Annotated in this window: 11 protein-coding genes; 7 read left to right on the top strand and 4 right to left on the bottom strand. The window is 40.9% G+C overall.

Going from position 1 to position 13,322, the window contains the following annotated elements:
* Positions 1 to 81: 81 nt before the first annotated feature.
* The 4 genes from PCIT_RS12045 to PCIT_RS12030 form a co-directional block, all read right to left on the bottom strand.
* Positions 82 to 639, bottom strand: a complete 558-nt coding sequence (locus PCIT_RS12045) for a hypothetical protein (RefSeq protein ID WP_157592763.1) — start codon at positions 637 to 639, stop codon at positions 82 to 84.
* Positions 639 to 1,016, bottom strand: coding sequence for a hypothetical protein (locus PCIT_RS12040; RefSeq protein ID WP_010366790.1), 378 nt, complete (start codon positions 1,014 to 1,016; stop codon positions 639 to 641). Before PCIT_RS12040 ends, PCIT_RS12045 begins: the two co-directional genes overlap by 1 nt.
* Positions 1,017 to 1,167: 151 nt before the next feature.
* Complete coding sequence (locus PCIT_RS12035) at positions 1,168 to 1,500, bottom strand: hypothetical protein (protein WP_010366788.1); 333 nt, start codon at positions 1,498 to 1,500, stop codon at positions 1,168 to 1,170.
* Between the two features lie 175 nt (positions 1,501 to 1,675).
* Positions 1,676 to 3,754, bottom strand: coding sequence for a type VI secretion system Vgr family protein (locus tag PCIT_RS12030; RefSeq protein WP_010366786.1), 2,079 nt, complete (start codon positions 3,752 to 3,754; stop codon positions 1,676 to 1,678).
* 336 nt (positions 3,755 to 4,090) lie between these two features.
* Here PCIT_RS12030 and PCIT_RS12025 point away from each other — a divergent pair, with 336 nt between their 5' ends.
* The 7 genes from PCIT_RS12025 to PCIT_RS11995 are packed head-to-tail and all read left to right on the top strand — an operon-like array spanning position 4,091 to position 13,310.
* Positions 4,091 to 4,525, top strand: a complete 435-nt coding sequence (locus PCIT_RS12025; protein ID WP_010366784.1) for a hypothetical protein — start codon at positions 4,091 to 4,093, stop codon at positions 4,523 to 4,525.
* A 24-nt stretch (positions 4,526 to 4,549) separates the two neighbouring features.
* Entirely contained in the window at positions 4,550 to 5,014 is a 465-nt protein-coding gene (gene tssJ, locus PCIT_RS12020) for a type VI secretion system lipoprotein TssJ (protein ID WP_010366782.1), read from the top strand.
* Positions 5,015 to 5,016: 2 nt separating this feature from the next.
* A complete protein-coding gene (tssK, locus tag PCIT_RS12015) occupies positions 5,017 to 6,351 on the top strand; it encodes a type VI secretion system baseplate subunit TssK (protein WP_010366779.1) in 1,335 nt (444 codons plus the stop codon).
* A gap of 24 nt (positions 6,352 to 6,375) precedes the next feature.
* Positions 6,376 to 7,098 carry a type IVB secretion system protein IcmH/DotU gene (gene icmH / locus PCIT_RS12010; RefSeq protein ID WP_010366777.1) on the top strand — a complete coding sequence of 241 codons (723 nt, stop codon included), beginning with the start codon at positions 6,376 to 6,378 and terminating at the stop codon, positions 7,096 to 7,098.
* A gap of 1 nt (position 7,099) precedes the next feature.
* Positions 7,100 to 10,789: a type VI secretion system membrane subunit TssM gene (gene tssM, locus PCIT_RS12005; RefSeq protein ID WP_010366775.1), complete on the top strand. Its 3,690-nt coding sequence runs from the start codon at positions 7,100 to 7,102 to the stop codon at positions 10,787 to 10,789.
* 11 nt (positions 10,790 to 10,800) lie between these two features.
* Complete coding sequence (gene tagF / locus PCIT_RS12000) at positions 10,801 to 11,790, top strand: type VI secretion system-associated protein TagF (protein WP_010366773.1); 990 nt, start codon at positions 10,801 to 10,803, stop codon at positions 11,788 to 11,790.
* A complete protein-coding gene (locus PCIT_RS11995; protein WP_010366770.1) occupies positions 11,787 to 13,310 on the top strand; it encodes a TssA family type VI secretion system protein in 1,524 nt (507 codons plus the stop codon). The genes tagF and PCIT_RS11995 overlap by 4 nt, the downstream gene beginning before the upstream one ends.
* The last annotated feature ends 12 nt before the right edge of the window (positions 13,311 to 13,322 follow it).

Here is a 13,322-nt window from a genome sequence, read left to right as displayed (position 1 = left end):
TTTACTCCCTGAAGCGAAAAAAGCAGTAAATATCTATAATAGCGATGTTTACTGCCTCTGTGGAGATATAGAACTTTCAATCTAAAGGTCTGGCAACCGTAAACCCAAAGGCGTTTCACTGACTAACGTACCATCATTTATTGCTTGTACGTATTTGTTGTAAATATAAAACTCTTCCTCATCGGTTAACTGATCAAAAAAAGCATATAAAGCGGCTGCGTCACTTTCGTTCAGAATGCCAGAGCCAATACTTTGCTCTAATGCATCGTTTGCTTGGGAAAATACCAAGCTCGTTGACCTTGTTTGAATGTCTTGTGCTATATCATTTTCGGGTGTTGCATCATACTCAGTGTATACTTTGTTACTTTTTTCAATGAGTTTACTTAACTGTGCAAGCAGCATTTCATGCCCTGTATTAGCGCATTCTGCATTGCTTAACGTTCTGTTGCTAAGTGCATCATGAATTATTATTTTAACATTTTCCTCAAATCTTTCTTTTTTTTCGTTAGTGGACAGTTGCTCAGAGTTGAGTTTATTAGCAATCGCATTCTCTATTTGGGTAGGTAAGTACAGCATCATTATTACCTGAGAGATAACCAACGCTAATAGAGAAATGTATACAAGAGGAAGTTGACGCATTATTTTGGTGCAAAGCTTGAGCTATTCTGAATATCAACGTTTGTACATGTTGAGCCGCTCACACTGACATATAAGAATGAGTCAGATCCTAATGCACGTAGCTGTTCAAAATGTGTTGGGTTTTTTGTGGTACAAGATTTGCTCACACCAGCCGCTGACTTGGCCATAACAACCATATAGGTACCACGGTCAAGTGATGCAATGTATTGTACTGAGTCCGCTGAGTTTCTAGCGCTGCCAAATGAGCCTGAGATTGAAGTGTTATTTACAATGACATTATGGGTGGCTTTGTGGCCAGCTAAACTCGTTGCTGAAAAAGACAGAGCCGAAAATAGAGAGGTTGCTACAAGCGCTTTTGTTAACATTTGAATTGACATTTTATTTCCTTTAAAAGTTATGTATAGGCTTACAGAATGCAAGTCCGACTTTATGTTAACATTTATTTTTCCTTGTTGTAACTTGGTGAGTTCCTGTTTTACCTAACTTAATTACAATCGACCATTCCTGACGTTGATTATATGCATCAAGTTATGCATCAACGTCATCGTCGTTGTCTTTTTCAAAGTTAATACTGAACTGCCCGCTTGGCTTGATGTTAAATATTACTCGTTGCCATTGTTCTGGCTGGCTATTAATTCCATGGTCATAAAGTAATTTAAATAATGCGGCTATGTCATCGCTAACACTGATATCGATTTGCTCTAATGGTGCTTCCATAGGGAAGTAATATGCCCAACAGTCATATGTTGTCTCGGTTTGCTCTAAAATAAGCTCAGCCTCAAACCATGCTTGATCAATATACTGGTAAAGGTATTGTCCGAGTTGCTGAGGGATAGCATCAATTGTGGTATACATATTCATTTTTATTTTCCTTATCAAAATTTAACTATCATTGATATATTAGCTTTGTAGTGTTCAGTTGTGTAGCTTCCTTAGCAGGGGTACTCCAAGTTTATTGTATCAAGTGTGCCAGGTTAATATTTAACACCGTTATATGCGTACTTCATTTACAGTAATCGACTTGAGGTAGAAAGCCTTAGCTGAGCGATAGCACTTTATTGGTCGGAATTGATGGTTGATTTTCGTTTTGCGGTTCAGCGGCGGTATCTGGCGATTCGAACTTGTAATCTACAGCTGCGTCTAACGTGGTCATCGCACCTTTTAAAGTCAACATGTCGGTCGCAGTGAGGGTGACATTACCTTGACTGTCCAATTTTATTTCACCACCGTTGTTATGAATAATCAAATCCCCTTTGCCAGCGCCTTCAAGTGTTATATTGCTATTACTATTAAATATACTCGAACCATTCGGCGTGCTGATGGTAAATTTACCTCGCTGGGTTTTACTGTTTATACCTTTCTCAGTGTTACTATCGAGCGATTTATTCGTCGTTATACTCATGGCTTTTTCAGCAGCGAGCAAGATTGACTTACTTGTAATTTTCGTCTGTCCTGCACCTTGCAGTAATGTCGCACTTTTATCTGAATTGATAGATAGGTGTTCTTTGGCATCAATTAAAATACGTTGCTCACTCGATAGATTAGCATCACTTTTATTAGCCGTGAGGCTTAATGATTTTCCACTGTATAAATTAATCGATCCAAACTGGCTTATCCAATGAATAAATTGCTTACCTGATCTTGTTGCATTTAATTCCAGATAATGTGATTTACCTAGCGTGCTCAAAATGACTTTTGGAGATTGTTTATCATCATCAAAACACAGTTCATGGCCTGATGCACTGACAAGACGATTAAGGTATGAATTCGCACTTGTTACAATAGAAGGTTGTTCTGTGCTTAACGAAAACCCCATGATATATGTGTCAGCAGGATCATTATTAATACAGCCAATTAATACATCTGAACCATTTACTAAAGGAAAGTGCCAGCCTGTCGCTTGGCTCTGGTTGGCACACGTATACATGGCTAATTTTTTCAATGCTTTACTTGCTTGAGCTTTAGAACTTACCGAGGAATCAAATGAGAGGCGAGTGCGATAGTCACCCTCGTTAGTTAGCATTGCTGTGGCACTCAGTGATTCGACTTTGGCTGCAAATACCATGGGCTTTGGTTTAGGTGTGGGCAACTGTGCTTTGTAAGGGGTTCCTCTGGGGATACAGGTTACTATCGATTTGTATTGACTTATTCTGTCATCAATACCATCACTATTTTGCTGAGATAAATGATGTTCGACTTCAATACATAAGTAATCACCACTGGCGTGGGTGCCGGTATTGTCTTCTAAAGCGAAGGAACATCCAGCAAAGATATGAGCGACATTACCGGTTAATGTAAGTGTGAGAGCTTGGCATGCCAATGCGTGGCTTTGATTCTGGCTCTGTAATGAACAGGCTTTTTGATTCTGTGCAATGGGCTCATAATAATTAATATGGCTTAAGCCATGTTGATCAGGGTCGGCATTTTTATAGGTATTGCTAGAGTGCGAAGTATACATACCGGCATCTAATTGGCACTGAGTGAAACCAACAAATTGCTTTAAGTAAGCATGATTATACCCATCCGGTTCTATGGCCTCGAGTACACCTTTCGAAGAGTAGGGGCTATTTAGGTTACTGTCCGATATTACTATTTTCTCAACACCAGAGGATTCTTCAAACCAATATATTAACCCGTATTGTGAAAATAACCGATGCAGGAGAGAGAGGTCATTTTCCATTGCTTGAATAAACTGCTGTTGTGCGGGTAGTTCAGTGCTAACTCGCCAGTCAATATGACTTTGTGCGTATCCGGCACGATGAAGAATTACTTCGCTGATTTGCTTTAGATCACTATCAATAAATACACAGCTATTGGTGGTTTTAGTTAAAAGTGACAACTTGGGGCATAACCGTAGGGATACTCTGCACTCAAAAAGCTGATGTTTAACCGTATGTATTTGCTCAATTATATGGCACCGGGTAATGGTAGAGCCATCGGGTTCAAACAAGGTCAATGTCATATCGCGACCTAATCTGAACATATCAGCTTGTGAACTTTGGCACTCAATATCAATGTGCCAGTAAGAAAGCGCAGAGACCCTTTCAACTGCATTGACAGATACAACATTAAATTGCTGAGGCTCATTCGAAAAACACGCGATAAATTTAGACATATCCCTGTCATATACCTTTTATATTTGAATGTTAAATGTTGCTTATTTTGCAACGGTTTGTTTTTTTTATAACTAAACTGTAGTTGATTTAAATTTTATATTCCACAATGAATCACCTTGCGATTTAATTGATCCTAAAGGATTGCTTTTTGTAAATCAAACCATCATTTTGATAAATATTTTGTTGACATATTGTTTTTCTGTCTGTAGATTTCGCCACCAAGATTTATAAGTAGTATTAAATTCGTATTTTAAAATTCATGCTTTGATGGATTTTTGATCTTTTGCAGTTCTTTTGATCTAGGTCAAAAGTATTGAAAGTGCTAGGGAGATGGCATGGTGTACAATGATACCCCTCAATTATTGCTTCAATCGGTTCAATTTGTGGCTGATCTTAGCCGAGATGTTAGTCGCTTTCTCGATGAGGTTGGACTGGCCTATGAGCATGTTTTTTCACCAAGTTCACATGCGGTGTTTCTTTTATTCGTATGTTCTAAAAGTAATCCAAAAAAGATTATTTCCACCTTATCGAGTATTGCATTTTCACAGTTTAATTCAGAATTAAGAATGATATATCGCAAGCTGATAGGGGCGACTGACGAGCTGGTATTACGCTCTATTGCGATAGAGCGTAAAGAAAGAGGTTCAGTTAACTTACTCAAACTTATTTCAGAACGAAAATCGCCATGGTTTCATACTCCTTCAGTTCGATTTGAAAAGGTAATTGGACCAGTCTACGAAAGCGCGTTACTCGCTCGATTCACATCATAAAAGCACATACTCAGAGATACAAAAATGAACAAAATTAAATCTAAATTATTATTAGTCGCCTTTTTATTTATTTCTGGTTGTATGACGACCAAAGTCAAAGTTGATGTTGCAGCGACCGACAATCTGAATCTAAATCAATTTGACGAGGCGTTGCCCGTAGTACTTAAAGTATATCAATTGACAGATATTCAGAGTTTTACTTCCGCCACATTTGACGAGCTTTGGAAAGCAGATAAATCAACACTATCGAATAGCTTGATCACGGTAGAAGAGCGCACAATTAACCCTTCAGATAAGGTTGAGTTTGAATTTGAGCAAGCTGAAAATGCAAAATATGTGGCATTTGTAGCTCTATTTCGAAATAGAGAAGACAACAAGTGGCGCACGTTTCATGATTTAAGCACGGGGCCTGTGAAGCTTTCGACATCGTTAGATGTGCTGCTTTCTAGCAGCTCATTGTCATTGCCTGGCATCGATGAGAAGCACTGAGTATGGAAGAGCCACTAAATAAACCCGTATGGGCTGAAGGGGTACTGCTTGCACAGCAACACTTTCAGTTGTTAGATGCATATTCTGAGCAGCAGCAAACATTGAGACAAACCATGCTTGTGCCTAATGGCTTTGGAGTTTACTACATCCATATTGAGAAAAGTGCGTTACTCAGGGGGGTTTTAAATGTCACGTCTTTACAAGTAATGTTGCCGAATGGGCGCATGCTGGAATATACAACTGACGTTGAGAATCAGTTGAAGTTGACTCTAGATCAGAAGGCATCGTCGGTATTGGTACATGTTGCAATTGCTGCAAATCGTCATGTTGCTGATATTGAAGGGTATAGTCAATCAGGCCAGTTGAGTGCTTATCATAGCCAATATATTGATGTAATTGATACGCATGACCCAAATAGGTCTCGGGAGTTACTGGTTGCGCGGCCTAACATATTACTCTTAACACAAAACGATACGTTAACTTATTTTGATGCTTTACCTTGCTTGAAACTAAGCCGATTAGATGATGGTACTTTTGCGCTTGATGAACAGTATATCCCCCCGTTATTGAATGTTGGCGCCTCGGATTATTTAAGTGGTTTATTGAAACGCACGACCAATTTAGTCAATGCAAAAGTGAATGTATTGCTTAATAGGCGCAAGGGCTACGGAGCTGTATCTGATTTTGGTCCTAATGAAATGAATAGTTTTTTGCTGTTGAATTCCATGGCGCCAGCAGCAAGCATGCTTGAGCATTTACAGTCATTGAATGTGTTACACCCAGAGCGGTTATACAGTGAGCTTGTCATGTTGATAAGCCGAGTTTCTGTGTTTGAGCATAGTGAGTTAGCAACCGGTTTACCGGTATATAACCATAATGCGTTATCAGAAGTGTTCTCAAAGTTAGATGAGATTTTACGCACATTACTTGATGGAGTAGTACCAAAACGCATGGCGGCACTTAAGCTTGAGCGCAGCTCTAACGCGATTTATGAGATAAATAGTATCGATTCTGAGATGTTGCAAAGTCATGACTTTTACCTTGCCGTCTTTTGCGAGTCGGCTTCTACGCAATGGATTGAGTTGTTTGCTGAGCAAGTTAAGATTGCAGCGTCTCAGGTACTTGAAATGATGATTGCATCAGCATTGAACGGTGTTGCTCTTACTCATTGCCAGCGTCCCCCCAATAAATTAGCAATAAAAAGCGGGTATGAATACTTTCGTTTGGAAACCTTTGGCGATGCATGGCAACAGATCTGTGAAGACCATGCATTAAGCCTATTTATCCCATTTAGCTTACAAGCTGCAACAGTGGAAATTGTGACTGTTGCAAAATAACTTTTGAGTACGAGAAGAGCAAGTATGGATACTGAAAAGCCTAGTAATGGCCCCGATTTACTCGCATGTATTGCGCCTGTTTTACAGCTAGCAGCGCCACTTAAGCAGCAGTCGAGTTTAACAAACGACATCGAAGCTTTTAGATCTGCTTTATTGACGTCTTTTGATGAGTTTGAAAAGCGCTGCTACTCAGAGCAAATTACAGCATCAGTGATGCAAGAGGCGAAGTTTGCATTAACAGCATTTGTCGATGAACGAGTTATGACATCAGGTGTTGATTTTAGAGTCGACTGGATGTCACGGCCATTACAATTAGAATTTTTTGGTAACAACCGAGCTGGGGAAGAGTTTTTTGAGCGATTAGATAAACTCAGAAAAAGCCCAGATCAACGAGGCACCTTACTTGAGGTTTACTTCGTTTGCTTACAGTTAGGCTTTGAAGGTGTATATAAAATCAAAGGGCTAGAGCAATTAAAAGCACTGTTAGTGGATGTACGTGCGCAGCTAGAAGACTTAAAAGGGCCGGTAAATTTAGCTTTGTCTGATAATGGTGCGCCAGAAGAAGGATTTGCTATGAAGGTGGGTAGAAATGTTCCTTATTGGCTGATCCTGTCTCTAACGCTCAGTATGATCACACTGTTATTTACGGGTTTTCATTACGTAATTAATGCTGAGGCTGGGCAGAGTCAAACTCACATAGATAAGAAAATTGAAGTTCTTTCGCAACTAAATAATACAGGGCAGTAGCATGGTTGGTTCTACGAGCAAAAGTGGTTTGGTTCACTTTACATTAGGATTACTTTCTTCGCGTGCAACGGGGCAATTGATAGGTCTAATTGCTATTTTAACCATTGTTTGGTTTGCCGGTATTTATATTGGCTTAGATTCCGTCAACAAGCGTTTAATTGCTATGGCGGTAGTATTTGTTTCTTTTACCATATTTATATTTTTTCGTTGGATATGGACCCGACGCTCGGGTGAAAAACTGGCATCAGAACTTGCTGGGCATAACGCGGGCTCTGAGGCCGAAATTGATGAAATAAAGACTAAAATGGAAGAGGCTTTGGCATCATTGAAAGCGTCTCACCTTGGTGCTGGTTATCGAGGTGCGACGGCATTATATGCACTTCCTTGGTATATGATCATTGGTCCTTCAGCGGCAGGTAAAAGTACGTTGTTCGCTAATTCTGGGCTACATTTTCCTTATTCAAAGTCTAATCAAGTCCATATTCAAGGTTTTGGTGGTACCAGAAATTGTGATTGGTGGTTTTCGGATCAGGCCGTATTGATTGATACTGCTGGAAGGTACACCACGGAACAAAGTGAAAATACGCAGTGGTTATCATTTTTAGCGTTATTAAAAAAGTATCGCCCTAAGGTACCAATTAATGGGGTTATGGTTGCCATTAGTATTGCCGATATTTTAACGGCAGACAGTGAACAAATACGCGCGCATGTTAAGTTAGTTAGAGAACGAATAGAAGAATTGATCAATGAATTAGGCGTTATTTTCCCGGTTCATATTGTGTTTACTAAAACGGATTTGATCAGCGGTTTTGAACCCTTTTTTAGCGACTTAGACCCGCAACAGCGTGAACAAGTATTTGGTACCTACTTACTCGATTTAAGTGAAGATCAGCAAGCAGACGCAGCGCAGCTTTTTGAACAACGCATGGAGGCACTTTATGAGCGCTTGTGTGAACAACGCATTACTAAAGTTGCTCGTGAGCGTAATGAGCAGCGAAAACAGCTTATTGTTGACTTCCCTAATCAGTTTTGTGCAGCAACAATAAAGCTAACAGAATTTATTAATTTACTGTTTAAACAAAACCCATATCAAGAAGTGCCATGGTTTGCGGGTGTATATTTCACATCAGGGACGCAAGAAGGCACGCCTATCGAAAGGATCACCTCAGGGACATTAGCCAAATTTAGATCCGTCATATTTGAGCAAAAACAAGAAAAGATTACTCAAGCATTTTTTATAAATCGGGTATTTAATGACGTGGTATTTAGATTACAAGATTTAACGAGAGGTAACCGAAAACGTCGAATATTTCAGCGTTGGATAAAAGCGCTGACCGTGTCCGGTTCATTAGCGGGTATTGCTGGGGTTGTGGCACTATTGTTCACATCTTATACCAGTAACAACCTATTACTATCTCAAGGCGATGAACTTGTGGATGCAGTCGTAACGGCACGTGTAGAGCGCCACGAAAGCGCGGTGCAATTTGATGTCACACTGGGTTTACTAAGTCATTATCAACAGTTACTGGCTTATGAAGAATCACTACCTTGGCATTTTATTTTTGGCATTTATGAAGGTGATGAGACATTACAACATATAGAGTCAATCCTGAAGTTACAGGTTGAAACGTTAATAGCAAAGCCCTTTTCACGTGAAAATCGATTAGCATTAGAGGGGTTTCACCAACGCTGGACAGGCATTACAGAACAGCAAAAAACGGCGAAAATTCGCACCCAATACTACGAGGCCTTAAAACTACATTTAATGATGAGTAGTGAATTTGTCGCCCATTTAGACTCTGAATTTGTTCGTCAGCAGTTTTTAAGTAAGCTTGGTGTGCAGCTTAATATTGATATCGATGATGAAACAAACAGCGAGCTGGTGACGAAACTTTCACAATTAATTGATTTTTATGTCGATCGTATTGATGCAAGTGGCTCACCTGAACAGTTACTGCCTTTATGGCAAGAAAACCCACTATTTATCGCACGTGGCCGTGCAGCTTTGGCAACTCAACCTGAAGCATTAGCGCTATATACGCAAATGAAACAGCAATTTATGGTAAAACATGAGCCAATTAAGCTAGATGCTATGTTGTCACCGAAAAACCGTTCGTTTATTAGCGCAGCAGCCAGTGTGCCGTATATCTTTAGTGCCAACGGCTGGCAAGAGCTGATGTATCCTGAGATCAACAGAGCAGCCAAACTCGCGTACTCAGGCGACTGGGTGATGGGCACACAAATTAACGACGACAGCAATTTAGTGGGGGGAGAAGTTGATGAAGCCAAAGCCGGTGCTTTGATAAAGTCCATTCGCGCTTTGTATTTTCAAGAGTATGCAAATCAATGGTTTACTTTCTTGGGCTCGATAACGTTGTCCGATTTAAAGTCAATTAATAATGCCAGTTTAGTGCTTTCTCGGCTCTCTTCGAATGATGGTCCGCTGGTGAATTTAATGGATAGCGTGAGTGACAACCTACAATTACCTGATAAACCATTAGCTCAAGCTTCAAAATTAGATGCCGCAGATGAGTTGATCAACAAAGCTATGCCTAAAGCCTCGGGTTTAGCACAGGTCAGTGTTGTTAGGGTTCCCGAACTTGAACATAGGTTCGCCGATCTGCGTCGTTATAGCACACCAGTAGAGAATGCTAAGTTATCAGATTATTTACAGCAGTATTTGGGGTCACTGAGTGCATTCCACTCTGAATTAAAGAAAATAGCCGCCAGCAACGAAGATGATCAGGTTGCTATGAATTTTGTACAAGATTTACTGGCTGGCTCACAAAAAGACAATGCATTGCAATCGAGCTGGATCATTGTTGAAAGCCAAGTAAGAGCATTAGACCCTGATACTAAACAAGTGCTTGAAACCTTATTTAAAGCGCCATTGACCGCGTCGGTTGAAGCCATAATGAATGAAGCTAAGGGTCAAATAAATAGTCAATGGGAAAACCAAGTTTACTTGGTTTATAAAGATAATTTGCGTGGTAAATATCCATTTAACATGACAGGGCCTGATGCCGCCGTCGAAGATGTTTCAGAGTTTTTAAATACACAATCTGGCACATTATGGCGTTTTGTTAACGAGTATTTATCACCATTTATTACTCTCAAACGTGGGAAATGGGTAGAGAAGAAATGGAATGGTATTGGCCTGAAATTTGACAGTAAAGTTTTGAAAAACTTGACCACTGCAAACAAGGTGACTCGATCATTATTTCCTAAAAATAGCAGTGAACTTGGTATTAAATTTCAAATGATGCCAGTGGCACAGCGTGGGATAAGAGAAACTTATTTTGGCTTTAGTGATCAAGCTTATCGCTACCGTAATGAACCCGAAGAGTGGCGCAAATTTAGCTGGCCAGGCCAAGGCGGCACAGAAAAGGCGACAGTATATGGGTTAGACAGCACAGGAAGACGCCTATCGGCTGAAAAGTCAGGCCCATGGGCACTCCTTAAAGTATTAAATGACGCAAATGTGCGGTGGGTTAAAGGCAGTGAATTTTTAGCTACTTGGCAATTTGAAGATGAGAGCGAGCAATCGCCTATCAAAGTACAGATGGCACTTAAATCTAATCGCAATAGCGGTGTGTTCAGCAAATACACTTTGAATGCATTTGTGTTACCTCGACAATTGTTTTCTGAGCACTTGGTGATTGCCAACAGTGCCGATGCACAGTTGCATTAGGAGGAAAATATATGTTTGGGCTATTTACACGCAAATCATCTCCTCAACTGAAAAAGCAGCAGCACTTTGGGTATATGGGGAAAACGCCATTAAGGCCTGACTTTGTTAAGCTAAATGTATGCACCAGAGAGAGCATCGCGTTTGAACATTGGTTGCAAGAAGGGTATGCCTCTTTAACACGTCAGCATCAATATGATGAAAGTCAGGCGAGTGAAGTCACCTCGTTGTTTTATGTGTCGGGCAGTCAGGATGAAAGTAGCCTCTTAGGTGTCTTACAGCCGAGCGAAGACAGCAGCACCCGGCGTTACCCGTTTGCCAGCTATGTGAACTGTCCAAACGCAGAGTATAAACACACTCCTGCATTTTTATTTTTTAATAAATTTAATGTACTTAGCACTATTTTAAATATTAACGAACGGGTAATTGAGGCAAGTTCTATTGAACAAATGCAGCAGTATTGCAATGAGTTTTCAACATTGACGGGCACGTTAAGTGAAGACATTGAATACAATGAGGCTATCGATTCATTACGAACGATTCAGATAAGTGAGCTATGGCAAGCGATTGGCTTTGATCAAGTACAGCAGCGAGCGCAGTTTATTTCGCAGCTTATTGGCTTACTGCATTCCATTGCGAATAGAGGGTGTTTGCGCAGTCAATTTGGCTTGAAACTACCCATGCCGGCTTTTGGAAAAAGGAGTCAGCTCGTCGGCGCAGTATGGTTACATTTGATCAGCACAATGGTGGCAGATCGCAATTGGCAACCTTGGTGGTTTTATCAATTAGAAACACAGGATACGCCCGCGAGCCTAGTACTGTTTTTACGTCCTGTCAGCGCCTCATATTTTGACGCGGTTTGGATGAGCAAAACAAAAAGCAATTCAGTACTTGACCTGACTGAGATAAAAACAGAGCAGATCACAGACGGTGGCTGCCTTGCCCTGGCGGAAATGGATAACTTAAGTATTTATGATGCACTGCGTCGCTGGAGTAAGTTATGAGTGTGCCGCATACACATGAAAGCTGGGCACTTTGGCATGATGCGCTCATTACACCATTGATTAATAATGCGTGTGGTGAAGACCTTAAATATGAAGACAGCTTTAAAGCGCTTAAATCGTCATCGTCGGGTGTTGGCGAAGTTGATTTCAAAGCATTATTTATATTAGGTACTGACTTGCTTGCAACAAAAACCAAAGATTTAAGAGTGATGTCATATACATGCTTGGCTGCATCAAGTGAGTATGGGGTTGAAGGGTTAATTGCGTCATTGAGTGTGTTTAATTCGCTGGTGAATGAATTTACAGCGCATATTCACCCGCTAAAACCGCGTGCCCGAGGCTCGGTACATACTTGGTTTTTACAACAGCAAGGTCGGTTACGCGGCATTATTGAACAACATAAACAGCCTACAGCGCAGCAATGGCATGCGTTAAACATACAAGTTAACGAGTATGGTCAAAGTAGCGCGCGGCAATTAGATGAAGAAGCTGGCCCTTTGGCTGATCTGACACAATGGATTGAACAAGGGTGCAAAAGCAACCCGTTGGTCATTGAATCACCAGCAGAGGCTATGTCCAGCCAAGGTACTCAAGATATAGCGTCACCTGCACAGATTGAACCGACTCAACAGGGTGCTGGTGTGGTTAAAAACATAGACTCAGATAGCGTATTCATTGCGCAAACTCGTGTACTGATCAGCTACGACAAAGAAGCCAAACGTTATGAACGAATGGTCAAAATGGCAAGAGCCACGCGTTGGTCAGGCTTAAAGCTGCCCCCGAATGAACAAGGTAAAACGCGGCTACCGGCGCCCAGAACTGCTGCATTTGCACCTATCGAAAACGCATTAATGAATGCAGATCATGAGCAAGGGTTGATTAAAGCAGAGGCTTTGTTCATGGAAGGAGCGATGCACTTTAACTTAAATTTACAAGTATTGACTATCGAGCTGCTAAGAAAGTTAGGGTTAGGTAACCTCGAACGCTGGTTATCAGTACAAGTATTGGCGCTGATAAATGAGTGCGCTGGTTTGCTTTCGCTCACCTATGACGATGGTACACCATTTTGCTCAGCTAAAAGCAAAACCGTGTTAGATGAAATAAAAGAATCGATAACACCGCAAGCAAGCAGTGCAGTGAAAGCACCTGATGAAGACATTCAAAAAAGTGCATTTTCATTGGCAGATGATGCCAAGCTACACCAAGCGCTACAGCGGGTCGATGAGCTACCGCAAAACTGTGCTTACTCAAAAGCCCGTGCAGATCTGCTCAAAGCAAGGGTGTTAATGCGCGCAGACAACCCCGTGCTTGCAAAGCCACTTTTTTTGAAACTCATTGATCAAGTTGAAACACAGCAACTGGCCGCATGGCATCGTGACTTTGCAATGCATGTTTGGCGATATGCCCAGCAGTGTTTTGTGGCGTTGCCTGAACAAGATGACGAGTTTAAGCAACTAGCAGAGTCTTTAACGCAAAAAATGCTCATAACGAATACAACCTCAGCCATTGGCTGGATATAAAACTAGCCAGCA

The organism is Pseudoalteromonas citrea (genome assembly GCF_000238375.3).
In the GTDB taxonomy this organism is placed as follows: Bacteria; Pseudomonadota; Gammaproteobacteria; order Enterobacterales; family Alteromonadaceae; genus Pseudoalteromonas; species Pseudoalteromonas citrea.
This window is presented reverse-complemented; position numbering and strand designations above follow the sequence as displayed.